Origin of the sequence: Achromobacter sp. NPDC058515, assembly GCF_042721735.1 — a bacterium.
In the GTDB taxonomy this organism is placed as follows: Bacteria; Pseudomonadota; Gammaproteobacteria; order Burkholderiales; family Burkholderiaceae_B; genus Achromobacter.
Genome location: NZ_JBHXNI010000001.1, coordinates 505140 through 530423, shown reverse-complemented (window position 1 = coordinate 530423; position 25284 = coordinate 505140). Strand labels below are relative to the sequence as shown.

Genomic DNA, 25284 nt, shown 5'->3' with positions numbered 1-25284 from the left:
ATCAGCGTAAAGTAAAATTCATGTTTGCTGGTCTGCCGATCTGCGGGCCGACTGTGCAAACAGGCACAAAGTGCGCCATATGTTCGATATCCTGGTTTATCTGTTCGAGAATTACTACACGCCGCAAGCCTGTCCTGCTGCCGATGTGCTCGCCAAGCGGCTCGCCGCCGCAGGGTTCGAGCACGAAGACATCGACGATGCGCTCGGTTGGCTGTACGGCCTGGCCGAGACCACCGAACGATGCGTCGACCTCGCTCAGGCTCCCACCACCGGAACCCGGATCTACACCGACAACGAATATCAACAACTCGGCACTGAATCCATCGGTTTCATCGCCTTCCTGGAATCGGCAGGCGTGCTGCCCGCGCCCCTGCGCGAAATCGTCATCGACCGGGGCCTGGCTTCGCCGGAAACGCCCGTGCCGCTCGCGAAGATCAAGATCATCGCCCTCATGGTTCTCTGGAGCCAGGAAGCCGAGATCGACAATCTGGTCCTCGAAGAGCTGCTGGACGAAGAAGGCGTGCGCCTGCTGCATTAAGCGCAATCCCGCGCCCCGTGCATTGAATCCCCTCATCCCGCCCCGCGCGCATCGCCGCGCGGGCGTATCGCCGTGAACTACGTTGGCCGCTTCGCTCCCAGTCCCAGCGGCCCGCTGCATGCGGGCTCGCTCGCGACCGCGCTGGCAAGCTGGCTGGACGCGCGCGCGCGCGACGGGCGCTGGCTGCTGCGCATCGAAGACGTGGACACGCCGCGCACCGTGCCCGGCGCGGCGGAAGTCATCATGGCGCAGCTGGACGCGCTGGGTCTGCGCTGGGACGGCGAGATCATCTGGCAATCCCGGCGCAGCGACGCCTACCAAGCCGCGTTCGACGCGCTGGCCGGGCTCGGCCTGATCTATGGCTGCGGCTGCACGCGCCGCGAAATCGCCGATTCGGCGCTGCGAGGCCAGGCCGCGCCGGGCGCCGACGGCGAAAGGCCCTATCCCGGCACCTGCCGCCACGGCTTGCCGGAAGGCCGCCAGGCGCGCGCCTGGCGCCTGCGCGTGCCGGACGGGGTGGAGCGCTTTACAGACCGTTGGCTGGGACCGCAGGAGCAGGACGTGGCGCAAGCGGTGGGCGACTTCGCGCTGCGGCGCGCGGACGGGCTGTGGGCTTATCAGCTAGCCGTGGTGGTGGACGACGCCGAACAGGGCGTGACGGACGTGGTGCGCGGCGCGGACCTGCTGAGCTCCACCGCGCGCCAGCGGGTGCTGGGCCGGCTGCTGGGCCTGCCCCCGCTGCGCTACATGCACGTGCCGCTGATCCTGGACGCCGCCAGCGGCCTCAAACTGTCCAAACAGAACGGCGCCCCGCCCGTCGACACCGGCGCGCCCCTGAAGGCGCTGGAGGCCGCCTGGGCGGCATTGGGGTTCGCCCCTTTCGCCGCCGCCGGCTCCGCCGCGTTCCTGCGCGAAGCCACGGCGCGCTGGGCCGCGCGGTTTCCGGACTGACCTCCCGGACCGGCCGGCGCCTACAGCGGCTGCAAGTCCGCCCCCAGCATCCTGACCAGCAGGGCCTCGCCGTTTTCGGCCACGCGCAGCTCGCCGTATTTGGCGACCTGGTAGCGCTCGGCCTGCCCCTCGGGGAAGAAATACGCGTTGGTGACGATGCGCACGCCGTTGTCGCGGACGCGGTAGCGCAGCGGCACCTCGCCTTCCGCGTGCGGATGGACGCGCGGCTGGATGCGCACGGGCTGCGCCACGCCGCGCGCGTCCGGCGCAAGCATCACATAGCCGTCGGGCTCATAGCCCATGACGGACTCCTCGTCCTTCTGGCTGCCGCCGCCCAGGCGCAGGCGCGTCACTTCGCGGCCCGCCGCGAAGTTCAGGGCCATGTAGTCGCCCTGCATGAGCGACCGCGGGTCCACCGGCGCCAGTTCCAGAATGACGACCTTGCCGGAGGCCAGCAGTTTTTCACGCTGCCAGATGCCGCCGTTGGCCACCACCAGCACCAGCGCCAGGCCGCCCAGGATGGCCAGTGTGCGCCAGCGCAGGGCGCCGGATACCGGCGGCAGCGCGCGGGACGGGGCCGGCGCCTGCGTGCGCATCAGGCGCGGCACCAGCCACACCGCGGCCCGCAGCACGAAGAGCAGCAGCGCCGCTCCGCCCAGCCAGAGCGCCTTTTGCAGCAGCGGCAGTTCCAATTGGTAGTAGTAGACGCCCAGGTACGCCAGCAGGCTGGCGGCCCCGAAAAGCATCACGCGAGATTGGTTCAGGCCGAAGCCCAGCAGCAGCCACGCCAAGGCGAAGCCCACGCCCGGGCTGGGCAGCCAGAACAGCGCAAGCAGCAAGAGGCCTATCGGCACGCCCCAGGTCACGCCTGCCGTCAGCACGCGCCGCCGCGGCCACAGCACGGCCAGCGCCGCGGCGACCGGCAGCAGGGCGCCCGCCACGATCAGGATGGCGGTGTGCGGCGTCAGTTGCCAGATGGCGGGCAGCTGCGTGGCCGAGATCCCGCTTGCCAGCCACACCATGCCCTGGACGGACAGCAGGAACGCCCAGGCCAGCGGTTGCAGCGCGTGGCCGCGCCTGGCGCCCGCGCGGTGGCCGACGGTGAGGATGACGGCCGTGGCCCAGGCGCCGATCACGGCAATGGGCAGCCACAGGAAGGTGGCGCGTGTCGCGTCAAAGCGCGTCCAGGCGTCCAGCAGGTCGTCCTGCATCAGGTCGGGCGACAGCCCGCGCCAGATCAGGGCCGCGCCCGCCATGGCGATCAGGAGGCCGCTCAGGAAACGCAGGATCACGTCGGGACCCAGCGCGTAGACGACGGCGGCCATCAGCAGCACGAAGAAGCTCGCGCTGGCAAACGACGTGGAACTGGACAGGCCGAAAATGATGAGGATCTGCCCGGTGAACGCCATGGCCGTGCCGCACTGCCGCCAGAACGGCCCGGCATCGCTGCGCAGCACCGCGACGCCGGCGGCGCAGAGCACCAGTCCGGCCACCAGCGCGCCGCCCTCGGAAGTGATGAAGCCCGAGAAAGCAACGAACACCAGCAGCAGCAGGGTCGCCAGCCAGGCGCTCAGGCCCAGCAGGCATTGCACATACCAGGGCGGCTCGGCCCGCGGCACGGCGTCGGGCGCAAGCTGCGCCACCGGCGCGCCGGAATCGGCCGGGTCCACCGCGTTGCCGGCCGACGCGCTGGCCGGTTCGGCGTCGGCGGCGGGCAGGGCGGGCGAGGCGTCGCCGCCCAGGCGGCGCAGCCAGCGGGCCGCCAGCACGGCCTCGGCCATGAGCAGCGCGGCCAGCGGCAGGGCGGCCCAGACGCCAGGTTCCAGGCGCCACAGCCATTCGCCCACCACCCGCAGCGATACGCAGATGACGCCGGCGGCCAGCATGGCCAGGATGACCAGGTCGCGCCGGCCGCGCTGATAGTAAAGGCCCAGGCCCAGGGTGGCGGCCACCCAGGCGATGCCGTTGTAGGTGCCCAGTCCGCGCAGGATGAAGTCGCCGAACATGAGGGCCAGCACCAGCACGCTGATTGCGATCGCGGCCAGGATGCGGGGGCCGAAGACCGTGCTGGCCCGCCAGCGGCGCGCCGCCAGTTCCCAGCCCAGCAGCAAGAGCAGGTTCAGCGCGGCCATGAACAGGCTGGGCAGGCCCGGCCCGCCGAAGATCATCAGCCATGTGAACACCCGCTCGCCCAGCCACAGGGCCACCGCCAGGTTCAGGACCAGCGCCCACAACAGCCAGACGGCCTGGCTGCCCGCGGCCAGCGCCCAGGGCAGGAGCAACACTGCCCACCAGGCGAACAATTCCCAGGTATCGGCGCCAGTCTGGTAAGTTTGGCCCAGCAACGCGAGCAAGGCGCCAAGCAAGATGCCGGCCAAGGCCAGGAGCGCGCCAGGTATGCTGCGCCGCACGCCAGGCCTGCTCCGCAGTCGCAGTCCGGCCCAGGCCGCGGCCAGCGCGCAAACGGCCAGAAGCCCCTGCGCCCCGGCGAACCGCTGCACTTTGCTCATGTCCTGCCAGTTGGCGGCGACCCAGCAAACCGCGGCGCTGCCTAGCAGCAAAACGCCTAGCCAGAGGGTGCTTCGGGCCAGGAATTGACGCCAAGCGTGCAGTTCGGATCCCGCTTGTCTTTCAGTGCCGACTTGCATCTCGCGAATCTCCGATCTTATTATCCGCGCTACTAAGGCGGGTCTACCGCCACTGGATACACATGAATAAAACGCTGATTATTGCCGAGAAGCCCTCGGTGGCCCTTGATATATCACGCGCCTTGGGAGGCTTCGCGCGCGAGGGCGACTATTTTGAAAGCGAACGTTACGTCCTTGCGTCCAGCATCGGCCATTTGCTCAGCTTGGTCGCGCCCAACGATCCGGTCAAGGGAAAGTGGAGCTTCACGCACCTGCCCGTGATTCCGCCGGAATTCGAACTGGGCCCCACCGACAAGAAGTCCGCCGAACGGCTGAAACTGCTGGTCCGCCTTGCCAAGCGCAAGGATGTGGACGCCATCATCAATGCCTGTGACGCGGGACGAGAAGGCGAACTGATCTTCCGCTACATCATCCAGTACGCGGGCGTGAAGAAGCCCATCCAGCGCCTGTGGCTGCAATCCATGACGCAGGCCGCCATCCGCGAGGCCTTCGCCAACCTGCGCGACGACGCCCAGCTAAAGCCGCTGGAAGCCGCCGCCCGCTCGCGCGCCGAGGCCGACTGGCTGGTCGGCATCAACGGCACGCGCGCCATGACGGCCTTCAACAGCAAGGACGGCGGCTTCTTCAAGACGCCGGTCGGCCGGGTCCAAACGCCCACGCTGGCCATCGTGGCCGAGCGCGAAGAACGCATCCGCCGCTTCGTGCCGCGCGACTACTGGGAAGTTCGCGCCACCTTCGTCGCCGCCGCCGGCCTGTACGAAGGCCGCTGGATCGACCCGCAATTCAAGAAAGACGACCGCGATCCCGAAAAGCGGGAATCCCGCCTGTGGTCGGAAGCCGCCGCGCAAAGCGTGGTGGCCGCCTGCCGCGAGCAGCCCGGCAACGTCACCGAGGAATCCAAGCCCTCGACCCAGATGTCGCCGGCGCTGTACGACCTGACGTCCCTGCAGCGCGAGGCCAACGGCCGCTTCGGCTTTTCCGCCAAGACCACGCTGGCGCTGGCCCAGACCCTGTACGAACGCCACAAGGCGCTGACCTACCCGCGTACCGATTCGCGCTACCTGCCCGAGGACTACATCGCCACGGTGCAGGAAACCATGCGCGCGCTGGCCAAGGGCGGCTCCAACGCCGTGGGCGGCCTGTCGCGCCACGCGGACACCGTCGTCAGCCAGCAATGGGTCAAGCCTAACCGCCGCATCTTCGACAACAAGAAGGTGTCGGATCACTTTGCCATCATCCCCACGCTGCAGATCCCGCATGACCTGAGCGAGGCCGAGGCCAAGCTGTACGACCTGGTGCTCAAGCGCTTCCTGGCGGTGTTCTTCCCCGCCGCGGAATACCGCGTCACCACCCGCCTGACCGAAGTGCAGGGGCATCGCTTCCGCACCGACGGCAAGGTGCTGGTCACCCCGGGCTGGCTGGCCGTCTACGGCAAGGAAGCGCAGGGCGAGGACGCCAACCTGGTGCCCGTGGCGGACGGCGAGACCGTCCGCACCGAGGACGTGGAAGCCGTGGGCCTGTCGACCAAGCCGCCGGCGCGCTTTAACGAAGGCACGCTGCTGTCGGCCATGGAAGGCGCCGGCAAGCTGGTGGACGACGAAGAGCTGCGCGAAGCCATGTCCGAGCGCGGCCTGGGCACCCCGGCCACGCGCGCGGCCATCATCGAAGGCCTGCTCAACGAGGTCTACCTGCGCCGCGAAGGCCGCGACCTGGTGCCCACCGCCAAGGCGCGCCAGCTCATGACCCTGCTGTCGGGCCTGGACGTCACTGAACTGACCTCGCCGGAACTCACCGGCGAATGGGAGCACAAGCTCAAGCAGATCGAGCAGGGCGGGCTGGGACGCGAGGCGTTCATGCGCGAGATCGCGCAAATGACCCAGGTGATCGTCAAGCGCGCCAAGGAATACGAGCGCGACACGGTGCCGGGCGACTACGCCACGCTGCAGACGCCGTGCCCCAAGTGCGGCGCCGTCGTGAAGGAAAACTACCGCCGCTTTGCCTGCACGGCTTGCGACTTCTCCATCGGCAAGCACCCGGGCGGCCGCACGTTCGAACTGCCGGAAGTGGAAGAGCTGCTGGCCAAGCGCGAGATCGGTCCGCTGCAAGGCTTCATCAGCAAGATGGGCCGGCCGTTCGCCGCCATCCTGCGCATCAGCGACGAATTCAAGCTGGAATTCGACTTCGGCCAGAACGACGAGGACGACAACGAAGCGGTGGACTTCTCCGGACACACCCCGGTGGGTCCCTGCCCGAAGTGCCAGTCGCGCGTGTTCGAGCACGGCATGAGCTACGTCTGCGAAAAGTCCGTCGGCCCCGAAAAGAGCTGCGACTTCCGTTCGGGCAAGGTCATCCTGCAGCAGGAGATCTCGCGCGAGCAGATGGAAAAGCTGCTGACCAACGGCCGCACCGACCTGCTCGATGGCTTCGTCTCCAGCCGCACGAACCGCAAGTTCAAGGCGTTCCTGGTGCGTCAGCCCGACGGCAAGGTCGGCTTCGAGTTCGAGCCGCGTCCTGAAAAGCCCGGCCGGGCCCGCGCGCCGGCCAAGACGGCGACCAAGACAGCAACCAAGACCGCCGCGAAGAAGGCGCCGGCCAAGAAGGCCGCGGTAAAGAAAACCGCGACCAAGACCGCGGCAAAAACCGCGGTCAAGAAGGCCGTGAAGAAGGCCGCGCCGAAGAAGACCGCGGCGTAGGCCAGACTGCGCGCCGCAGCAAGCAACGCCCGGGCAACCGGGCGTTTTCCATTGTTGGACGGCAGGCGCTGGGGTATTGTTTACGCCAAACAGCTGCAACCGAATCATTCCGAGGATGACATGACCCGTAGCCCCGATTTCACCACCCGCCGCCGCGTACTGGCCGCCGCCTCCGCATTGGCCGGCGTCAGCCTGCTCAACGGACGCGTCGTCTTCGCGCAACCCAAGCTCGGCAAGGTCGTCTATGGCCAGGGCAGCATCGACCCCTTTTTCGCGGCCGGCTATGTGGCGCTGAAGAAGGGGTTTTTCGGCGAAGGCGGCCTGGAGGTCGAGTACCTGAATTCGCAAAGCGGCCCGCGCACCAACCAGCTGCTGGCCGCCGGCCAGATCGCGTTCGGCGCCACCGCGGCCACCGCGGCGCCCGCGCTGACGATCGCCGGCAAGCCCGCCACGCTGGTCTTCGGCTTTGACCGCAAGCTCACCTACGCCAACGTCATCGTGCGCCGCGAAGACTTCGAAAGCGGCAAGATCAAGTCCCTGAAGGATCTGGCCGGCAAGCGCGTCGGCGCCACCCAGCCGCAGTCGAGCACGTGGCTGATGGCGCTCTATCTGATGCAGAAGGCCGGCGTGGCCGACAAGGTGGACATCCGCCCCCTGGGCGACCTGGCGACCATGCTGGGCGCCCTCAAGACCGGGTCGGTGTCCGCCAGCATGGCCACCATGTCCATGATGGAGCAGGCCCGCCAGGAAGGCTGGGGCGTGCCCATCTTCGACGCCACCACCGAAAGCTCGTGGAATGAATTCATGGGCGGGGACGTGCCGGGCATCGCGGCCCTGACCCTGGAAGACACCATCCAGAAGCGCCCCGAAGTCGTGCAGGCCTTCGTGACCGCCATGGTCAAGGCGCAGGACTTCATCAGCGCCAACAGCGCGGCGGCCATCACCGACGTCATCTTCGACGACTTCCTCAGCGCATTCCCGCGCGCGGCCATCGAGAAGACCCTCGGCGTCTACAAGGAAACGGTGTTCCTCAAGGACAACATCATCACCGAAGACGCGTACAACCGCCTGACGGCCATCATGGGCGACGGCCGCCAGTTCTCCAACGATGAAATCAAGACGGTGCCTTACGCCAAGTGCGTGAACATGAGCTTCGTGCGGAAAGCGCGGGGTCTCTGATGATCACGCTGGACAAGGTGGGCAAGGCGTACCAGTCGCGCCAGGGCACGACGCACGCCGTGGGCGAGGTCAGCCTGACGGTCAACGAAGGCGAGTTCGTCTCCATCGTCGGCCCCTCGGGCTGCGGCAAGAGCACGCTGCTGAACATGATCGCCGGCTTCCTGCGCCCCACCACGGGCGCCATCCTCGTCGATGGCCGCGTCGTGGACGGGCAGGTGCCGCCGGCGCTGGGCTACATCTTCCAGAAGGACACCTTGCTGCCCTGGTTCAGCGTCAGGAAGAACGTGGCGCTGGGCCTGAAGTTCCAGGGCGTGCCCGCCGACAGGATCGAGCGCCGCGTGGCCGAACTGCTGGAACTGGGCCACCTCGGCGCGTTCGCCAACGCCTTTCCGCACCAGCTCTCCGGCGGCATGCGGCGGCGCGTGGCGCTGCTGATGAGCCTGGCCGTGGAGCCGCGCATCCTGCTGCTGGACGAACCCTTCGGCGCGCTGGACACGCACACCAAGACGCACCTGCATCGCGAGCTCATGGAGATCTGGCGCAAGCTGGGCCAGACCATCGTGATGGTCACGCATGACCTGGACGAAGCCATCCTGCTGTCGGACCGCGTGGTGGTGCTGTCCGGCCCGCCCAGCCGCGTGCTGCTGGACGAGCGCATCCGGATCCCGCATCCGCGCGACGTCTTCACGCTGCGCGAAACGCCGCAGTTCGTCTCCCATGTGCAAAGCCTCTGGAGCGTGCTGGGCCAGCAGTTCCGCGCCGCCGCCTGAATCCCCTACGCGTCATGATTCCGACTGAAACCTCCGACTCCCTGCAGGACCAGCTGCGGCTGGACCGCCGCGCCGGCGTCGCGCGCCGCCTGCGCATCACCCTGTGGCAGGTGCTGATCCTGGCCGCCATCCTCGGTTCCTGGGAGACGCTCACGCGCATTCCGTGGTTCACCCAGAACACGCTGTTCGACCCCTTCTTCATCAGCCAGCCCTCGCGGGTGGCCGTGCGGCTCTGGGAATGGCTGCAGCCCGGCCCGCGCTCTGTCTGGCCCCATTTGTGGCTGACCCTGCAGGCGACGATGGTGGGGCTGGTGGTGGGCGTGGGCAGCGGCTTCATCGTGGGCATGACGCTCAGCCGCAGCCGCTTCCTGGCCGACGTGTTCAACCCCTTCATCGTGGCGTTCAACTCCATGCCGCGGATCGCCTTCGTACCGCTCATCACCATGTTCTTCGGGCTGGGCCTGGCGTCCAAGGTGGTCACGTCCTGGTTCGTGGTGTTCTTCCTGGTGTTCTTTAACACCTACAAGGGCGGCCGTAGCGTGGAGCGCGAACTGGTGGACTTCTGCCGCACGCTGGGCGGTTCGCCGCGCCAGATCCTGTGGCGCGTGCGCATACCCACCGCGGCCGCCTGGACCTTCGCGGCGCTGCCCAACGCCATCAGCTTTGCGCTGATCGGCGTGGTGCTGGCCGAATTCGTCGGCTCCACCACCGGCATGGGCTACCTGATGATCACCGCGCTGGCGACCCTGAACGCCACCGACATGTTCGCGGCGGTGACGCTGCTGTCCATCGTCGGCATCGCGCTGGTTTATTGTGTGACATGGCTGGAACGGCGGCTCCTGCACTGGGCGCCGGAATTCAGGGAATGAACGGGACAGGATTGATGAAGACACTACCGTATCTGCGCAACTTCGACCTGACGGGACAGGTGGCGCTGGTGACCGGCTCGGCCCGCGGGCTGGGCTTCTGCATTGCGCGGGCGCTGGCGGGCTGCGGCGCGCGCGTGCTGATCAACGGCCGCAATGCCGAGGCTGCTGCCGCCGCCGCGGGCGAACTGGCGGCAGCCGGCCTGGACGCGCATCCGCTGCCGTTCGACGTCAGCGACGACGCGGCGATGGAACGCGCCTTTCTGCGCATCGACGACGAGCATGGCCGCCTGGACATCCTGGTGAACAACGTGGGCGCGCGCAACCGCAAGACCTTGCGCGACACCAGCCCCGCCGAGATCCGCGAGCTGATCGACACCGACCTCGTGGCCGGCATGCTGCTGGCCAAGTTCGCGGCCGAGCGCATGATGCGCCAAGGCGGCGGGCGCCTGATCGCGATCACTTCGGTGGTGGGAGAGCTGGCCCGCTCGGGCGACGCGGTCTATCCGGCCGCCAAGCAGGGCCTGACCGGCATGGTGCGCGCGCTGGCGGCGGAGTTCGGCGGGCACCACATCACCAGCAACGCCATCGCGCCGGGCACCTTCGCCACGGAAACCAATGCCGAGATGGTGGCTGACCCGAAGTTCGGCCCCCGCATCGCCGCGCGCAACCCGACGGGCCGCTGGGGCGAGCCGGAAGAAATCGCGGGCGCGGCCGTGTTCCTGGCGTCTCCCGCGGCGTCCTATGTCAACGGCCACGTGCTGGTCGTGGACGGCGGGCTGTCCATCCAGTTCTGAGGGTTATTACCGGTGTCAGACACCGGGGTGTTATTACCGGTGTCAGACACCGGGTGTCTGACACCGGCGGAGACCGCCCGGCAAAAAGCCAGTCAGGTCGTCTCGTCCTGGTACCACACGCCTTCGGCCAGCATCATCTTCTGGTGGCCGTGCCCGGCGGGCATCATCGGGAAGCAGTTCTCCTGCGCCGTCACCGCTACGTCAAGGAAGTAGGGGCCGTCATGCGCCAGGCATTCGGCCAGCGCGGCGTCCAGCTGGGCGGGATCGTCCACGCGGGCCGCGCCCCAGCCGAATGCGCGCGCCAGCGCCACGAAATCGGGCAACGATGCGTTGTAGCTATGGCTGTACCGCCCGCCGTGGATCAGTTCCTGCCATTGGCGCACCATGCCCATGTAGCCGTTGTTGCACAGCACGACCTTCACGGGCGTCTGGTGCTGCATGGCGGTGGACAGCTCCTGGATGTTCATCAGCACCGAGGCGTCGCCGCTGACGCAGACCACGGTCTTGTCCGGGTGGGCGACCTGCGCGCCGATGGCGGCGGGCACGCCGTAGCCCATGGTGCCGGCGCCGCCCGAGGTCAGCCAGCGGTTAGGCTTGTCAAAGCGCAGGTACTGCGCGGCCCACATCTGGTGCTGGCCCACGTCGGTGGACACGATGGCGTCCCGATCCGCCAGCAGGGCGTTCAGGCGCGCCATCAGGTGCTGCGGAAGAATGGCGTCGGCGGCCGGCGCATAGCCCAGGCAATCCTGGGCGCGCCAGGCGTCGATGCGCTTGAACCAGGGCGCCAGGCGCGCCGGTTCCAGGGGCTCGTCGCCCAATTCGGCGCGCAGCGCGCGCACCAGCGGCAGGCAGTCGCCCACCAGCGCCACATCGACGCGCACCACCTTGTTGATCGAAGCGGGATCGATATCGATGTGGATCTTGCGCGCATGCGGGCAGAACTCGGACAGCTTGCCCGTGATGCGGTCGTCGAAGCGGGCGCCGATGCAGACCACCAGATCGGAATTGTGCATGGCCAGGTTGGCCTCGACGGTGCCGTGCATGCCCAGCATGCCCACGAACTGCGGGTCCGATGCGGGAAAGGCGCCCAGGCCCATCAGGGTCAGGGTGCAGGGCGCGCCGGTGTGGCGCACCAGGTCCGTGAAGGCGGCGCAGGCGTCGGGGCCGGCATTCACCAGCCCGCCGCCCCCGTAGAAGATGGGCCGCCTGGCCTGGGCGATCAGCGCCGCCGCCCGGCGCACGGCCGACTGGGGCAGCTTGGGCGCCAGCTTGCCCGACTGGCGCCGCGCGCGCAGCGCGGCCAGCTTCTGCTGCGTAGGCAGGCCGACGCTGTCGTCGTCCGCGTCGCGCGGCGCGGCCAACTGCACATCCTTGGGAAAATCCACCAGCACGGGGCCGGGACGGCCCTGGCGGGTCAGTTCGAACGCGCGGGCCACCACGCCGGCCACGTCGTCGACGGCGCGGATCTGGGTGTTCCACTTGGTCACGGAACGCGAGATGCCGATGGCGTCGCATTCCTGGAAGGCGTCGGTGCCGATGGCCGCGGTGGCGACCTGGCCGCTGATGCACAGCACCGGGATCGAGTCGCACATGGCGTCCAGCAGGCCCGAGGTGGTGTTGGCCATGCCGGGGCCGGAAGTCACGAAGACCACGCCCGTGCGGCCGGTGCTGCGGGCGTAGCCTTCGGCGGCATGGACGGCGGCCTGCTCGTGCCTCACCAGCACATGGCGCAGACGCGGCTCGGCGTACAGCGCGTCGTACAGCGGCAGCACGGCGCCCCCCGGATACCCGAAAACCGTATCGACACCGTGCGCAATCAGCGTGTCTAGCAGAATTTTCGCCCCGTTTTGAGCGGGGCGATCAGTGGCGGCAAGCGCGGCGGCGGCGGTGGGGTGCAGGCGATCGTTCATGCTATCCATCTTATTCGGAGTGCCGAAGAATTTTTATCTTCTTTTCCACGAATTACCGATAGACGCAGTAAATTTATCTTAGATTTGGAGGAATCGAAGAAAATGAACCTGGACAAGTTTGATCTGGCCATTCTGAAGGTGCTGCAAGAGAACGCGCGCGCCAGCCTGAACGACATCGGCGCGGCCGTCGGCCTGTCGTCCACGCCGTGCTGGAACCGCATCAAGCGCATGGAGAGCGCCGGGGTGATCCGCGGCTACACCGTGGACATCGACCCGGCCAGCCTGGGATTCATGGACACGGTCATCGTGCACGTCACGCTGGAAAGCCACAGCGAGGAGACGCTGTACGAGTTCGGCCGCGCCCTGGCGCAAATTCCCGAGGTGCTGGAAGCCTTCCTGGTGTCGGGCGACTACGACTATTACATCCGCATCGCCGTACGCGACACCCGCGACTACGAACGCCTGCTGCGCGAGCAGCTCTACCGGATCCCCGGCATCCGGCACAGCAAATCCTGCTTCGTCCTGCGCCGGCTGAAGGAAACCAAGCTGCCGCTGACCGGCGCGGACGGATGATCGCGCCTGCTCAGCGCAGCACGTAGTCCACCGGCACGGGGGATTCCGGCAGCGGCCGCACGCCCAGTCCTTCCAGCAGGTCGATCTCGATCACGCGGGCCAGCGCCGACAGCGGCAGGTCGTTCTCTTCGGTCCCGAAAGGGTCTTCAAGCTCGTCGCCCAGCGCATCCAGGCCGAAAAAGGTGTAGGCGATGATGATGACCGCCCCGGGCGTCAGGTACTCCAGCGTGCCGACCAGGCCAAAGGGCAGCAGCAGGCAGAACAGCCACGCCGTGCGATGCAGCAGCAGGGAGTAGGCGAACGGACAGGGCGTGAACTTGATGCGTTCGCAGGCGGCCTGGATGGCGGCGCACTGCGCCACGCGCTGGGTCAGGCCCTGGTACAGGATATCGGTGAGTTCGCCGCGCCGCAGGCAGGACGCCAGATCGCGGTTGATCGCCATGAGCAGGGCGTCCGGCACATTGCGGCAACCGGCAAGCGTATCCAGTTCGTCCTGCTGCACCCAGGGGCGCACGGCTTGCACCATATCCTCGCCGCGCAGGCGCGCGGCCAGGCCATAGCCAAAGCCGATGCAGCGGCGAACCAGTCGTTCCTGCACCGGGTTGGCCGTGCTGGCCGCCAGCAGCACCGCGCTTTCGCGCGCCAGGCTGCGCGCTTGCACGATCAGGTCGCCCCATTGCTTGCGGGCTTCCCACCAGCGGTCATAGCAGACGTTGTTGCGAAAGCCCATGAAGACCGACAACGCCAGGCCGAAGAGCGAGAACGGCACCGCGGTCAAGTGCGCGGGCGAGAACAGCTGGCGGTGGTACATCCACACCACCACGCAGGACAGCAGCGTGATGACGATGAGCCTGCTGAGAATGCGCGGGATGATGGAGCCGCGCAAGACAAAGAACAAAGCCAGCGCAGAGGGACGCGGACGGACGATCATGATAAATATCAAGTGAGGGACGAGGCGGCGCTCACTATACGCCTCTCATCGCGTCAAAAACGCGCCGATATAATTCTGTTTCGTCTCACCGCCACACTCACCGCTCAATGACCAACGAAGACACCCCGATCAAGCCCTGGCATGTCGTCCGCCGCTCCAAGCTGCACGGCAACGGCGTCTTCGCCGCGCGCAAGATTCCCGCGGGCACGCGCATCGTCGAGTACGGCGGCTTGCGCATCAGCGCCAAGGAAGCCGACCGGCGCCATCCGACCAATCCGGACGATCCCTTCCACACCTTCTTCTTCGCGCTCAGCTCCGGCCGCGTGATCGACGGCGGCGACCAGGGCAACGACGCCCGCTGGATCAACCATTCCTGCCAGCCCAACTGCGAAGCCCAGGAGGGCAAGCACGGCAAGCGCGTCTATATCGTAGCGCTGCAGGACATCCCGCGCGGCACGGAGCTGTTCTACGACTACGGCCTTGTCCTGGACGGCCGCATCACCAAGGCGCTGAAGGACGGCTACCGCTGCCTCTGCGGCACGCCGCCGTGCCGCGGCACGATGCTGGCGCTGCCCGCGAAAAAGGCGAAGAAGGCCGACAAGCCGGAAATCGCCGAAGCGGCCTGACGGCCGGGGGTCCGTCCCCCGCCGCCGAAAACCACAACTGCAATAAGCGTATTCAAACCCGCCAACCGGACAGGCGTACAATCTAGCGGTCGTTAACACGACATGCAGTACGTCTTCAGGGCGGGGTGCAATTCCCCACCGGCGGTATGCCATGCAATGTGGCGAGCCCGCGAGCGCCCGGCGTCCGTCACGGAAGGCCGGGGTCAGCAGATCTGGTGAGATGCCAGGGCCGACGGTCATAGTCCGGATGAGAGAAGATGTGCCGGCACATACTCGGCTGCCCGGGCGCTTGCGTCCGGAAAGCCGTATTGCGTTCGGCTGTCGAGTAGCCCTGAAACGTTTTTCGCCCCTTTAACTTGCGAGAGCGTTTCAATGTCCAACGTTACCCTTACCCCGCAGTCCCCCATCCCCAGCCTGGCTTCGCAGCCGTTTGCCGCTCGCCTGCAGCGCGCCCTGCATCATCTGCGCCTGGGCCGGCCCGTCATCCTCATGGACGACTTCGACCGCGAGAACGAAGCGGACCTGATCGTCGCCGCCGACAAGCTGACCGTGCCCGTCATGGCGCAGCTGATCCGCGACGGCAGCGGCATCGTCTGCCTGTGCCTGCCCGGCGAAACCCTGGACCGCCTGGAGCTGCCGCCCATGGTCCAGCGCAACCAGAGCCGTTTCGCCACCGCCTTCACCGTGTCGATCGAAGCCCGCGAAGGCGTCAGCACCGGCGTGTCGGCCGTGGACCGCGTCACCACCATCCGCGCCGCCATCTCGCCGTCGGCGCAAAGCGACGACATCGTCAGCCCGGGCCATGTGTTCCCGCTGCGCGCCCAGCCGGGCGGCGTGCTGACCCGCCGCGGCCACACGGAAGGTTCCGTGGACCTGGCGGTGCTGGCCGGCATGCGCCCGGCCGGCGTGCTCTGCGAACTGATGAATGCCGACGGCACGATGATGCGCGGCGCGGCGCTGGAGCGCTACGCCGCGCAGCACGGCCTGGTGGCGCTGACCATCGCCGAACTGGCCGACCATCTGCAACAGCTGAAGGACGGGCAAGCCGAGTCCGTGGACGACGAAGTCCTGGAAATGGCGGCCACCGTCTGATGCCCGCGTGACGGGTTGTGCGCCTGCGCAACCCGTCGCCCCCCGCTCCCTAGGCCTTGCCCCTGAGCGCCATGCCCACGACCATCGCGGCCAGCGCGCAACTTCCCCCCAGCACGTACACGGCGGCATAGCCCTGCAATCCCGCGAGCCATCCGGCCGCCGGACTGCCCAGTCCCAAGGCGACGTCCAGAAACGCCACGTACGCGCCCATCGCCGCGCCGCGGCTCGCAGCCGGCACGCGGCGCACCGCCTCGACGCCGAAGGCCGGGAACGCCAGCGAGTAGCCCGCCCCGGTCAGCAGGGCGCCCGCAAGCGCCCAGGCCGGCGTGCCGCCCGCCCAGATCAGCCCTTGGCCGGCCGCTTCGATCAGCACGCACGCCAGCGCCACGCGCGCGCCGCCCAGCTTGTCCGGCAGGCCCGCGAAAAACACCCGGGCCAGGATGAAGCCTGCCCCGAACGCGGTGAACATCCACGCCGCGCCATCCCAGCCGCGCTCGGCAAAGAGCAGGCTCACAAACCCGGTGATCATCCCGAATCCGACGCTGGACAAGGCCAGCCCCAGGCCGGGCAGCCACACCATGCCCAGGACGCGGTAGAAGGGCGTGCGCGCCCCGCCTGCCGCGCGTACGCCGCGCTGGGGCAAGACCAGCGCCAGCGCCGCCAGCGGAATCAGCACGCTCGCCCAGCCGATTCCGGCGAAGCCGGACGCGCCGTACAAGCGCATCCCCGCGGGCGCGCCGAGCGCATAGGCGGCATAGATGGCCACGCCCACCCAGGCCATGACCCGGCCCGCGTTCTGCGGCCCCACCCGGCCCACGCCCCAGCTCAGCGCGCCGGTGACGATCAGGCTTTCCGCGCATCCCATCACGGCGCGGCCGGCCAGCAACGCCGCGAGCGCGGCCTGGGGCCGGGCCGACAGGTCATCGGCCAGAAGGTAGAACAGGCCCGCGATGGAGCCGAGCACGAAGCCGGCCACCACCGCGCGCTTGGCGCCCCGGCGGTCGGTCATCGCCCCCGCGTGGGCCCGCGACAGCAGCGCGGCGGCGAATTGCAGGCCGGCGACCACGCCGACCGCCAGCGCGCCCAGCGCCAGCGTTCCATCCACGTACAGGGGCAATACCGGCATGGGCAGGCCGATCATGAAAAAGCCGACGAATACCGCCAGCGTCAAAGGCAGCAACTGCAGAAAAACAGAGCGCACGGGTCCGTGGGCCGCGGGCATGGCCCCGGCCGCCGTAGAGTTCGACATGGTGTTTCCTTGAAAGGGTGAAGTGCAATCCGATGCCGTCGCGCAAAGTCCGGCGATGGCATAATCCGCCCAAGCAGGAGATGAATCAGATTGCCTGCCCCAAATTTTATGAGCCATTGCTCATGTCTGATACTCGCCTTTCACCGCATTCATGACAGCCATCCCACAGCCCCGGAAATCGCCGCGCCAGCTCAGGTCCCAGCACACCGTGGACACCATCCTGCAGGCCACGGCTCGCGTTCTGGCCACGCACGGCTATGCGGGCACCAACACCAACCTGATCGCCGAGACGGCGGGCGTCAGCGTCGGCTCGCTGTATCAGTACTTCCCCAACAAGAACGCGCTGATCGCGGCCCTGCATAACCGGCACGACAACCAGATGCTGGACGTCATCGACGACGTCCTGAACAGCAATCCCGCGGCCACCTTGCAGGAGCGCGTGGCCGCCATCGTCCAGGCCATGCTGCACGCCCACATGCTGGAGCCAGCGCTGCACCGCGTGCTGGAACGGGAGTTTCCGCTGTTCGACCTGCCGCACGAGCACAGCCTCGCGGACCAGGACATCCACCGGCGCATGCGGCATCTGCTGGAACTGCACCGCGCCGAGATCGCGCAGCAGGACCGCGACCTGGCGACCTATGTCGTGCTGCGCATCATGGAATCGCTGGTGCACGCGGCGGCGCTGGAGCCGCCCGCCGGCTTTTCGACGCAGCAGTTGGAGCAGGCGGTGGTGGATGCGGTGATGGGGTATCTGGGCGCGCCGGCCGGCGCGGCCCCGCGCAAGACGGCGCGGGCGGCAACCAAAGCGAAGGCTGTGCGCGGGTAACTAGCCGCCGGGCGCGCGGGCCATGCAGGCCAGGCAGTCGGCGGCGCCGCCCGCCACGATGCGGGCGCTGCACGCCAGCATCAGGTTCAGGCTCAAGCCGAAATCCTCGACGGTGTAGCCCTGGGCGTCCACCATGCGCGATGCGCCGTCGTCCGCCGCCGCGCCCACGGCCACCTGGTCGATCAGCGAACCCGCCTGGCCGGTATAGCCCCAGACGGGCTTGCCGCAGGCCACCGCATAGCCGACCTCGAAGGCCGTGCCCGAATCGGGTTCCGCGCCGCGAAACGGATTCAGGTTCGCCATCACCATGTCCGCGCGGCGGATCAGCGCCACGTTTTCGCGATAGATCCATTGCGCCAGCGCCGGGCCCGACAGGCCGTCGGGCGCCATGTTGTCCAGCGGGAACAGGCCCTCGAATCCGTACGTCGCGCACAGGGTCTTGAGCCGTTCCCCGTGCGCCGCGGCATCGGGCAGAAAAACGTCGAAACCAGCCAGATAGACGCTGCGCATGGCGCTTACTCCGTGTCGGAGACGTTGAAGGCTTCGCCGGTGGCGAAGAAAGACCCGCCGGCCAGGTAATGGACAGAGCGGCGGTCATCGTCGGGGAAGTGCCAGCGGTTTCCGGAGAACACTTCCGGGGCCGCCCACGCGGCCACGACTTCGCCGATGAACAGATCATAGGCCTGCTGGTTGTGCGGCTCGGGCACGACCTTGCATTCCAGCCAGCCCAGGCAATCGCTGATCAACGGCGCGCCGATCTTGCTGGCGGCAAACGTCCGCAGTCCGCTGGCCAGGAACTTGTCTTCTTCGCGCCCGGAATGCGAGCCCACCAGCAGCGTCGCGCGCGCCTGCGCGCGGGACGGAATGCACAGCGCGAATTCGCCGGACGCTTCGATCAGCTGCCGCGTGTAGGTGTTCTTGTCCACCACCACCAGCATCTTGGGCGGGCTGAAGTCCAGCGGCATGGCCCAGGCGGCGGCCATCACGTTCTTCGCGTCGCCATGCGCGCTGGTGACCAGCACGGTAGGGCCGTGGTTCAGGAGCAGATAGGCGCGGGGAAGGTCGACGGGTTCGATCATGAAGGCTCTGTGGGGACCTAGAACATGCCGTTCTTGTTGGCGGGGTTCTCGGGAATCTCCTGGCTCACATCCCAGTGTTCGACGATCTTGCCGTTTTCCACCCGGAAGATATCGACCACGGCCTGGCCCCGGTCTTCCGGCGAATCGCGCCACAGGTTGTGGATCACCACCAGGTCGCCTTCGGCGATCACGCGCTTGATCTCCACGATGGCCTGCGGATGCTGCTCGAAGTAGGGCGGAAAGAAATCCACCATCGGGCCGACGCCGTCGCGCATGTACGGATTGTGCTGCGTGTAGTTCGGGCTGACGTACAGGCGCACCGCCTCGTCGATATCGCGGTCCTGGAACATCATGCGGAAAAACGCCACGACGATTTCCTTGTTCGACTGGGGCGCGGCCGCAAGCGCCGGCGCAGCCGCCAGGCAACTGGAGGCGACCAGCACACAGGCGGCCAACGATTTCCACTTCATACGCATACGGGACTACTCAGATGACGCCGGCTGGCGGTCTGCCAGTTTACAAATAAACGCGGCCGTTTTCGGCCCTGTTGCACAATTGAAAAGGGGCCCTTGACGGGCCCCTGCGTCCTCGACTAGCGGCGTCGCCGCGGGCCCAAGCGCCGATATCAGTAGCCGACCGTATAGCGGCGGCGCGAATGCCTGGGCGTCTCGATCTCGTCGACCAGCGCAATGGCGTAGTCTTCCATCGAGATCCAGCTCTTGCCTTCCTCGTCGGCCAGCAGGTGGTCATCGCCCACGCGGAAGTTGCCCGTGCGCTCGCCCGGCTCGAAGATCGCGGACGGCGACAGGAAGGTCCAGTTCAGCACCTTTTCCTGGCGCAGCGTATCCAGGAACACGACGCCGGCGCGGGCTTCGGGCTTGTAGGCATCCGGGAATTCGGGGGTGTCGATCAGCATCTTGCCGGGCGCGACCAGCAGGCTGCCCGCGCCGCCCACCACCAGCAGGCGCGGCACGCCGGCGTTCTTCACGCCGGCCAGCAAGGGCTTGGCGTCGGTCGACACGAATCGCGTGGCGCTGATCACGGCATCGTGGCCGGTCAGAAGCGGGGTCAGGCCTTCGGGATCGGTAGCGTCGCCCTGCTGCACGGTCAGGCCCGGCTGGGCATTCACGTCGGCGGGGTCGCGGGCAATGCCCGTGACTTCATGGCCGCGCTTGAGCAACTCGTCCGCCACGCGCGAACCCACGCGGCCGGTAATTCCGATCAATGCGATTTTCATGGTCTTGCTCCTTGGAAGGGGTGAACCGGAAGTGCCGCCGCACGCTGCGGCGCTGCACGCGCTGGTTCAGGCAAAGCCATACTATTCGGTCAAATCCGATCAAAAAACCCGTAAAACCGGAAGAGTTTTTTGCATTTCATGCATCAATGAGTCGGACACCGACCGTGGGGAGCGGGCCGGGAGGGCGATTCGATACGCCCGCGGCCCGTCATGCCAGTGTGCTCCCGGCGGCCCCGCCTGAACAGGGCCGCGGGTTGCCGGTCAGGCGGCGGCGCGCTGCGCCTGGTAGACCTGCAGGTGCGTGTAGGCCACGCGCAGGTAGGTCGCGTCCACGTCCAGCGTGCGGGCGCGCCGGACCATGTCGCCCACGATGTGGTCGGCCTCGACCGGCAGACCCTGGCGCAGGTCGCGGAACATGGACGCCGTCATGGGCTGGCTGCGGTCGGTCAGCAGCTTCTGCACGAAGGCATCTGCCTCGGGCCGCACCGCGTGGCCGGACGCGGCCGCCACGGCTTGCGACTCTTGCAGCAGGCTGAGCAGGATGTCGATGCCGTCGTCGGTGGACGCGATCTGGCCGACCGAGCCGCGCATGAGGCAGGTGGCGGCGGCCAGCGTCGTCAGCATGACGTACTTTTCCCAGATGTCCTGGTGGATGTTGTCGCTCAGGCGGCTGACGTATTCGCCGCCGGCCAGCGCCTCTTCCAGCGCCACGCAACGCGGGCTGCGGGCGGGCCCGGCGCGTTCGCCGAACACGATGTTGGCGTGCTTGCCCAGGTGGATCACCTCGCCCTCGGCGCCGAGCGTCGCGTTGATCTGGCACAGGCCGCCCAGCACGCGATGCGGCTCGAACTCCCGGTCCAGCACGTCGTACTGCAGCACGCCGTTCATGATGGGCAGCACCGCGGTATCGGGGCCGACCGCGGGGCGGATGGCTTCGATGGCGCTGTCCAGGTCATAGGCCTTGCAGCTCAGCACCACCACGTCGTAGCCGCCCTGCAAGGTTTGCTGCGTGACGAGCTTCGGGTGCAGCGTGGCGTCGCCCAGCGGGCTCTGGATGCGCAAGCCGTGCCCGCGGATCCGCGCGGCGCGCGCCTCGCGCACCAGGAAGGTCACGTCCGCGCCGGCCTCTGCCGCGCGTCCGCCGAAATATCCGCCGGTGCCGCCGGCGCCCAAGAACAACAACCGCATGCCTGTCTCCTGTTGGCTGCCCGCTGCGAACGCGGGCTGATTCGGGAATTATGCGCTTCGTCCCGGGCGCGGCCCACCGGAAACCCCTCGCGGCGCCCACGCGCCGGACGCCGGATCAGGCTGGATGCTTGTGTTCCGCCCAGGCCTCGTAGCCCCCGCGCAGCGCCCAGGTCTTGGGGTAGCCGGCGGCGCGCAGCCGCGAGGCCAGCAGCGCGGCGGACACCTCGTTGGGGCACGCGCAATACACCACGATGTCGGAATCCAGCGCGTTGGCGTCCAGCGCGGGCAAGGGCGCCTTCAGGTCCACGGCGACGGCGCCAGGAATGCGCGCGGCATCGCGCAGCGCTTCCGGCCGCACATCGAAGACCAGTGCGCTGCGGCCGTCCTGGCGCCACTGCATCAGCTCGTCCACGGACAGCCGGGGGATCACGCGCAGGCTGCGCAGCAACAGCCTGCGCCGCAGGAAACGCGCCAGGATGTAGAGGGCCAGCACCGCCGCCAGCACGCCCAGGCCCATTGCGCCGTAGGTGCCCAGGACGTCCAGCACGTCGTTGACCACGCTGTGGAACAGGCCGCCCAGCAGCAGGCCCGAACCGACCCAGATCAGGGCGCCCGCCAGGTCATAGAGGAAGAAGCGCCGGTAGGGGGTGCCGGTCAGGCCCGCCATGACCGTGGACAAGGCGCCGGCGCCGGGCAGGAATTTACACACCAGCAGCGCGCGCACGCCGATCCGCAGGTACAGGCGCTGCGTCTGCCGGATGCAGGAATCCTGCGACAAGGACAATTTGCAGACCACGCCCAGCAGCCGCGAGCCATAGCGCCGCCCCGCGGCATACCAGAGACTGTCGGCCAGCAGGCACGCCGCCGTGGCGGCCAGCAAGGGCGCGAGCCATCCCCCCGCGCCGCCCAGCGCGCCCGCCGCGATCAGCATGGGGTAGGCGGGCACCGGCAGGCCGGCCTGCTCGATCAGGACATTGGCGAACACCAGCCACCCGCCATATTGTTCGAGCAGCAATTGAATATCTTGCATGGTTTTTCCAGCTTGCCGCGCCGCGCGGCTCATGCCTGCGATTTTAGGCGCGCGGCTCCCGTCCGGGGCCCATTGCCCCTGCCCGCCGCACTGCAACGCGCCGTTCCATGCGCGCACCGTCCATTCCTTGGAACGGCGCGCACCATACTGGTGCCACGATTCCCCGCCGGGGTGCCTATAATCCTGCCCGTCCATCAGGTTTCCCCGACTTGTCGCAGGAATGCCCCATGGCATACAACTTGCTTCGCCAGGACTGGCTGCGAACCCGACCATTCGGATGGGGCGCGCCTCCCGGCGCTCCCCATCCGATGACCGATCCCACGCCCTCGTTTCCGTACGCTCGCCCCGGCATGCCTGCCGGCGGCCGCAACCGTGAACCGGGCTGCGGCATGCCTGGCGATCGCGTCCCACGGCGCCCGCTTGCGCGGCGCCCGCTTGCACGGCGCCCACATCGCCGCCATCCCCATTACCTTTCCCTCCCTGCGTAGGAGTCACCCGCATGAAATCCCTTTCCACCCCGTCCGTCGGCGGCATCGCCCGCCGCGGCCTGCTCAAGCTGGCCGCCGCGGCTGCCGGCGCGCTGCTGTTCTCGGGCGCGGCGCAAGCCCAGGCCCCGGCCAAGACCAAGGTTGCCGCCATCTACACGGTGCCGGTCGAGCAGCAATGGGTGTCGCGCATCCACAAGGCGCTGACCGCGGCCCGCGATCGCGGCGAGATCGACTACACCTTCTCGGAAAACGTCACCAACGCCGACTACGAGCGCGTCATGCGCCAGTACGCCGAGCAGGGCAACAAGCTGGTGGTGGGCGAGGCCTTCGCCGTCGAAGCCGCCGCGCGCAAGGTTGCCAAGGACTATCCGCAGACCGCCTTCCTGATGGGTTCCTCGGGCAAGCCGCAGCAGCCGAACTTCTCGGTGTTCGACAACTACATCCAGGAACCGGCCTACCTGACCGGCATGATCGCCGGCGGCATGAGCAAGACCGGCAAGATCGGCCTGGTCGGCGGCTATCCCATCCCCGAAGTGAACCGCCTGATGCAGGCCTTCATCGAAGGCGCCAAGGAAGTGAACCCGAAGGCCGAGTTCACCGTGACCTTCATCGGCTCCTGGTTCGATCCCCCGAAGGCCAAGGAAGCCGCCTTCGCCATGATCGACAAGGGCGCGGACGTGCTGTACGCCGAGCGCTTCGGCGTGTCGGACGCCGCCAAAGAGCGCGGCAAGCTGGCCATCGGCAACGTGATCGACACGCAGCCTCAGTACCCCGAGACGGTCGTCGCCTCGGCCCTGTGGAGCATGGAGCCCACCATCGACGAAGCGCTCAAGCAGGTCAAGGCCGGCACATTCAAGGCCGACGACTTCGGCCAGTATTCGCTGATGAAGCACAAGGGCTCGTCGCTGGCTCCGCTGGGCACCTTCGAGCAGAAGATCCCGGCCGACCTGATCGCCAAGGTGCAAGCCAGGCAGAAAGCCATCCTGGACGGCAGCTTCACCGTGAAGGTCGTCGACAAAGAACCCAAGTCTTCGGCACGATGAACCAAGCGCCTCTCGCCCTGCAGCTGACGGGGATCACCAAGCGCTTCGGCAGCCTGACGGCCAACGACGATGTCTCGCTTACGCTCCATCAGGGCGAAGTGCTGGCCTTGCTGGGCGAGAACGGCGCCGGCAAATCGACCCTGGTGTCGATCCTGTTCGGCCACTATGTGGCCGACGCCGGCAGTATCGAAGTCTTCGGCAAGCCCCTGCCCGCCGGCCGGCCCGACGCCGCGCTGGCGGCAGGCGTCGGCATGGTGCATCAGCATTTCACGCTTGCCGACAACCTGACCGTGCTGGACAACATCATGGTCGGCACGGAATCGCTGTGGAAACTCGCCTCGGGTCGCGGGCAGGCCCGCCGCCGCCTGGTCGAGCTGGGCCAGCGCTTCGGCCTGGGCGTGGACCCGGACGCGCGCGTGGGCACGCTTTCCGTTGGCGAAAAACAGCGCGTCGAAATCCTGAAGGCGCTGTACCGCGGCGCCCGCGTCCTGATCCTGGACGAGCCCACCGCCGTGCTCACGCCCCAGGAAGTGCAGGACCTGTTCGCCACCCTGCGCGGCTTCGTCGACGAAGGCCTGGCCGTCATCTTCATCTCTCACAAGCTGGACGAAGTGATGGCCGTGGCGCGCCGCGTGGCGGTGCTGCGCCAGGGCAGGCTGGTGGCCGAGCGCGACACCGCCGCGACCAGCCCCGCCGAACTGGCCGAGCTGATGGTGGGCCGCAAGGTCGTCATGCCGCGTGCGCAGGCCGTGGCCGCCGCCGAGCAGGCCGCCCCCGTGGCGACCCTGTCCCAGGTCACCGTGCGAGATGGCCGCGACGGCGCGCCGCGCCTGGACAGCCTGGACCTCGTGGTCCACAAGCATGAAATCGTGGCGATCGCGGGCGTGGCGGGCAACGGCCAGCAGGCGCTGGTGTCGGTGCTGACCGGCCTGCGCCAGCCCTCGGACGGCACGATCCGCCTGGGCCCCGAACACGCCGCCGCGCCCACCACGCCGGCCGGCTGGACGGCGGCCCACGTAGGCCGCATCCCCGAAGACCGCCACGGCGAAGGCGTGATCGGCGACAGCCCCCTGTGGGAAAACGCCATCGTCGAAGACCTGAAGGACAAGCGCTTCGCCCGCTACGGCCTGATCCGGGCGGGCGCGGGCAAGGCGTACGCGGCCGCGCTGGCCAAACAGTTCGATGTACGCGCGGCGTCGCTCGACGTGCGCACGCGCAGCCTGTCCGGCGGCAATATGCAGAAACTGATCCTGGGCCGCACGCTTGCGCGCGAGCCGCGCTTCATCGTGGCCGACCAGCCTACCTGGGGCCTGGACATCGGCGCGGTGGCCTACGTGCGCGAACAGCTGCTGGCGGCGCGCGCGCGCGGCGCGGGCGTGCTGCTGGTGTCCGAGGACCTGGAAGAGATCTTCGCCCTGGCCGACCGCATCGCCGTGCTGTGCGGCGGCAAGCTGGTTGCAGTCAAGCCGGTGGCCGAATGGACGCCCGCCACCGTCGGCCTGGCCATGACGGGAACCCGCGCGTGATGGATCGTCCCATCTTGCGCGGCTTCCCCCCCTACTGAGCATCA

General features: G+C 67.9%; 23 protein-coding genes and 1 riboswitch. Of the genes, 13 read left to right on the top strand and 10 right to left on the bottom strand.

Going from position 1 to position 25284, the window contains the following annotated elements; translation table 11 throughout:
- Positions 1-79: 79 nt before the first annotated feature.
- Positions 80-538: a DUF494 family protein gene (locus tag ACFWP0_RS02510; protein ID WP_377839436.1), complete on the top strand. Its 459-nt coding sequence runs from the start codon at positions 80-82 to the stop codon at positions 536-538.
- A gap of 72 nt (positions 539-610) precedes the next feature.
- Complete coding sequence (gene gluQRS / locus ACFWP0_RS02505) at positions 611-1489, top strand: tRNA glutamyl-Q(34) synthetase GluQRS (protein ID WP_377839435.1); 879 nt, start codon at positions 611-613, stop codon at positions 1487-1489.
- A gap of 20 nt (positions 1490-1509) precedes the next feature.
- Here gluQRS and ACFWP0_RS02500 read toward each other — a convergent pair whose 3' ends face one another.
- Entirely contained in the window at positions 1510-4137 is a 2628-nt protein-coding gene (locus tag ACFWP0_RS02500) for a GDYXXLXY domain-containing protein (RefSeq protein WP_377839434.1), read from the bottom strand.
- A gap of 62 nt (positions 4138-4199) precedes the next feature.
- Between ACFWP0_RS02500 and ACFWP0_RS02495 the strand changes: the two genes are divergently transcribed.
- The 5 genes from ACFWP0_RS02495 (at position 4200) to ACFWP0_RS02475 (ending at position 10442) form a co-directional block, all read left to right on the top strand.
- Positions 4200-6830: a DNA topoisomerase III gene (locus tag ACFWP0_RS02495; protein WP_377839433.1), complete on the top strand. Its 2631-nt coding sequence runs from the start codon at positions 4200-4202 to the stop codon at positions 6828-6830.
- A gap of 120 nt (positions 6831-6950) precedes the next feature.
- Positions 6951-8009 carry an ABC transporter substrate-binding protein gene (locus ACFWP0_RS02490; protein ID WP_377839432.1) on the top strand — a complete coding sequence of 353 codons (1059 nt, stop codon included), beginning with the start codon at positions 6951-6953 and terminating at the stop codon, positions 8007-8009.
- Positions 8009-8779: an ABC transporter ATP-binding protein gene (locus ACFWP0_RS02485; RefSeq protein ID WP_377839431.1), complete on the top strand. Its 771-nt coding sequence runs from the start codon at positions 8009-8011 to the stop codon at positions 8777-8779. Before ACFWP0_RS02490 ends, ACFWP0_RS02485 begins: the two co-directional genes overlap by 1 nt.
- Positions 8780-8793: 14 nt before the next feature.
- On the top strand, positions 8794-9648 hold the full coding sequence (locus ACFWP0_RS02480; RefSeq protein ID WP_377839429.1) for an ABC transporter permease: 855 nt from the start codon (positions 8794-8796) through the stop codon (positions 9646-9648).
- 14 nt (positions 9649-9662) lie between these two features.
- Positions 9663-10442, top strand: a complete 780-nt coding sequence (locus ACFWP0_RS02475) for an SDR family oxidoreductase (protein WP_377839428.1) — start codon at positions 9663-9665, stop codon at positions 10440-10442.
- Positions 10443-10534: 92 nt separating this feature from the next.
- On the opposite strand, the gene ilvB is transcribed toward ACFWP0_RS02475, so the two are convergent.
- On the bottom strand, positions 10535-12361 hold the full coding sequence (ilvB, locus tag ACFWP0_RS02470; protein ID WP_377839427.1) for a biosynthetic-type acetolactate synthase large subunit: 1827 nt from the start codon (positions 12359-12361) through the stop codon (positions 10535-10537).
- 93 nt (positions 12362-12454) lie between these two features.
- Between ilvB and ACFWP0_RS02465 the strand changes: the two genes are divergently transcribed.
- Positions 12455-12925, top strand: coding sequence for an Lrp/AsnC family transcriptional regulator (locus ACFWP0_RS02465; protein ID WP_377839426.1), 471 nt, complete (start codon positions 12455-12457; stop codon positions 12923-12925).
- Between the two features lie 10 nt (positions 12926-12935).
- On the opposite strand, the gene ACFWP0_RS02460 is transcribed toward ACFWP0_RS02465, so the two are convergent.
- Complete coding sequence (locus ACFWP0_RS02460; RefSeq protein ID WP_377839424.1) at positions 12936-13856, bottom strand: bestrophin family protein; 921 nt, start codon at positions 13854-13856, stop codon at positions 12936-12938.
- Positions 13857-13963: 107 nt separating this feature from the next.
- Between ACFWP0_RS02460 and ACFWP0_RS02455 the strand changes: the two genes are divergently transcribed.
- Positions 13964-14482, top strand: a complete 519-nt coding sequence (locus ACFWP0_RS02455; protein WP_377839423.1) for an SET domain-containing protein — start codon at positions 13964-13966, stop codon at positions 14480-14482.
- A 107-nt stretch (positions 14483-14589) separates the two neighbouring features.
- Positions 14590-14745, top strand: a riboswitch (FMN riboswitch).
- Between the two features lie 109 nt (positions 14746-14854).
- Entirely contained in the window at positions 14855-15574 is a 720-nt protein-coding gene (gene ribB / locus ACFWP0_RS02450; protein WP_377839422.1) for a 3,4-dihydroxy-2-butanone-4-phosphate synthase, read from the top strand.
- A gap of 49 nt (positions 15575-15623) precedes the next feature.
- On the opposite strand, the gene ACFWP0_RS02445 is transcribed toward ribB, so the two are convergent.
- Complete coding sequence (locus tag ACFWP0_RS02445; protein WP_377839421.1) at positions 15624-16823, bottom strand: arabinose transporter; 1200 nt, start codon at positions 16821-16823, stop codon at positions 15624-15626.
- 151 nt (positions 16824-16974) lie between these two features.
- Between ACFWP0_RS02445 and ACFWP0_RS02440 the strand changes: the two genes are divergently transcribed.
- Positions 16975-17649: a TetR/AcrR family transcriptional regulator gene (locus ACFWP0_RS02440; protein WP_377839420.1), complete on the top strand. Its 675-nt coding sequence runs from the start codon at positions 16975-16977 to the stop codon at positions 17647-17649.
- Here ACFWP0_RS02440 and ACFWP0_RS02435 read toward each other — a convergent pair whose 3' ends face one another.
- From ACFWP0_RS02435 to ACFWP0_RS02410, 6 genes are all read right to left on the bottom strand, one after another.
- Entirely contained in the window at positions 17650-18159 is a 510-nt protein-coding gene (locus ACFWP0_RS02435) for a nucleoside 2-deoxyribosyltransferase (RefSeq protein WP_377839419.1), read from the bottom strand.
- 5 nt (positions 18160-18164) lie between these two features.
- On the bottom strand, positions 18165-18728 hold the full coding sequence (locus ACFWP0_RS02430) for a flavin reductase family protein (protein ID WP_377839418.1): 564 nt from the start codon (positions 18726-18728) through the stop codon (positions 18165-18167).
- Positions 18729-18745: 17 nt separating this feature from the next.
- Complete coding sequence (locus ACFWP0_RS02425) at positions 18746-19204, bottom strand: nuclear transport factor 2 family protein (protein ID WP_377839417.1); 459 nt, start codon at positions 19202-19204, stop codon at positions 18746-18748.
- Between the two features lie 149 nt (positions 19205-19353).
- Positions 19354-19965 (bottom strand): NAD(P)-dependent oxidoreductase, encoded by a 612-nt coding sequence (locus ACFWP0_RS02420; protein WP_377839415.1) that lies wholly within the window; start codon positions 19963-19965, stop codon positions 19354-19356.
- A 261-nt stretch (positions 19966-20226) separates the two neighbouring features.
- Complete coding sequence (gene panE, locus ACFWP0_RS02415) at positions 20227-21153, bottom strand: 2-dehydropantoate 2-reductase (RefSeq protein WP_377839414.1); 927 nt, start codon at positions 21151-21153, stop codon at positions 20227-20229.
- 115 nt (positions 21154-21268) lie between these two features.
- Positions 21269-22183, bottom strand: a complete 915-nt coding sequence (locus ACFWP0_RS02410) for a DedA family protein/thiosulfate sulfurtransferase GlpE (RefSeq protein ID WP_377839413.1) — start codon at positions 22181-22183, stop codon at positions 21269-21271.
- A gap of 499 nt (positions 22184-22682) precedes the next feature.
- On the opposite strand from ACFWP0_RS02410, the gene ACFWP0_RS02405 reads away from it, so the two are divergent.
- Positions 22683-23714, top strand: a complete 1032-nt coding sequence (locus ACFWP0_RS02405) for a BMP family protein (protein WP_377839411.1) — start codon at positions 22683-22685, stop codon at positions 23712-23714.
- On the top strand, positions 23711-25240 hold the full coding sequence (locus ACFWP0_RS02400) for an ABC transporter ATP-binding protein (protein ID WP_377839410.1): 1530 nt from the start codon (positions 23711-23713) through the stop codon (positions 25238-25240). Before ACFWP0_RS02405 ends, ACFWP0_RS02400 begins: the two co-directional genes overlap by 4 nt.
- The last annotated feature ends 44 nt before the right edge of the window (positions 25241-25284 follow it).

Excerpts from the sequence above, each read along its gene's own strand:
- ACFWP0_RS02510 (WP_377839436.1), top strand. The coding sequence starts at position 80 with ATGTTCGATATCCTGGTTTATCTGTTCGAGAATTACTACACGCCGCAA.
- ACFWP0_RS02500 (WP_377839434.1), bottom strand. The coding sequence starts at position 4,137 with ATGCAAGTCGGCACTGAAAGACAAGCGGGATCCGAACTGCACGCTTGG.
- ACFWP0_RS02495 (WP_377839433.1), top strand. The coding sequence starts at position 4,200 with ATGAATAAAACGCTGATTATTGCCGAGAAGCCCTCGGTGGCCCTTGAT.
- ACFWP0_RS02490 (WP_377839432.1), top strand. The coding sequence starts at position 6,951 with ATGACCCGTAGCCCCGATTTCACCACCCGCCGCCGCGTACTGGCCGCC.
- ACFWP0_RS02485 (WP_377839431.1), top strand. The coding sequence starts at position 8,009 with ATGATCACGCTGGACAAGGTGGGCAAGGCGTACCAGTCGCGCCAGGGC.
- ACFWP0_RS02480 (WP_377839429.1), top strand. The coding sequence starts at position 8,794 with ATGATTCCGACTGAAACCTCCGACTCCCTGCAGGACCAGCTGCGGCTG.
- ACFWP0_RS02475 (WP_377839428.1), top strand. The coding sequence starts at position 9,663 with ATGAAGACACTACCGTATCTGCGCAACTTCGACCTGACGGGACAGGTG.
- ilvB (WP_377839427.1), bottom strand. The coding sequence starts at position 12,361 with ATGGATAGCATGAACGATCGCCTGCACCCCACCGCCGCCGCCGCGCTT.
- ACFWP0_RS02465 (WP_377839426.1), top strand. The coding sequence starts at position 12,455 with ATGAACCTGGACAAGTTTGATCTGGCCATTCTGAAGGTGCTGCAAGAG.
- ACFWP0_RS02460 (WP_377839424.1), bottom strand. The coding sequence starts at position 13,856 with ATGATCGTCCGTCCGCGTCCCTCTGCGCTGGCTTTGTTCTTTGTCTTG.
- ACFWP0_RS02455 (WP_377839423.1), top strand. The coding sequence starts at position 13,964 with ATGACCAACGAAGACACCCCGATCAAGCCCTGGCATGTCGTCCGCCGC.
- ribB (WP_377839422.1), top strand. The coding sequence starts at position 14,855 with ATGTCCAACGTTACCCTTACCCCGCAGTCCCCCATCCCCAGCCTGGCT.
- ACFWP0_RS02445 (WP_377839421.1), bottom strand. The coding sequence starts at position 16,823 with ATGTCGAACTCTACGGCGGCCGGGGCCATGCCCGCGGCCCACGGACCC.
- ACFWP0_RS02440 (WP_377839420.1), top strand. The coding sequence starts at position 16,975 with ATGACAGCCATCCCACAGCCCCGGAAATCGCCGCGCCAGCTCAGGTCC.
- ACFWP0_RS02435 (WP_377839419.1), bottom strand. The coding sequence starts at position 18,159 with ATGCGCAGCGTCTATCTGGCTGGTTTCGACGTTTTTCTGCCCGATGCC.
- ACFWP0_RS02430 (WP_377839418.1), bottom strand. The coding sequence starts at position 18,728 with ATGATCGAACCCGTCGACCTTCCCCGCGCCTATCTGCTCCTGAACCAC.
- ACFWP0_RS02425 (WP_377839417.1), bottom strand. The coding sequence starts at position 19,204 with ATGCGTATGAAGTGGAAATCGTTGGCCGCCTGTGTGCTGGTCGCCTCC.
- ACFWP0_RS02420 (WP_377839415.1), bottom strand. The coding sequence starts at position 19,965 with ATGAAAATCGCATTGATCGGAATTACCGGCCGCGTGGGTTCGCGCGTG.
- panE (WP_377839414.1), bottom strand. The coding sequence starts at position 21,153 with ATGCGGTTGTTGTTCTTGGGCGCCGGCGGCACCGGCGGATATTTCGGC.
- ACFWP0_RS02410 (WP_377839413.1), bottom strand. The coding sequence starts at position 22,183 with ATGCAAGATATTCAATTGCTGCTCGAACAATATGGCGGGTGGCTGGTG.
- ACFWP0_RS02405 (WP_377839411.1), top strand. The coding sequence starts at position 22,683 with ATGAAATCCCTTTCCACCCCGTCCGTCGGCGGCATCGCCCGCCGCGGC.
- ACFWP0_RS02400 (WP_377839410.1), top strand. The coding sequence starts at position 23,711 with ATGAACCAAGCGCCTCTCGCCCTGCAGCTGACGGGGATCACCAAGCGC.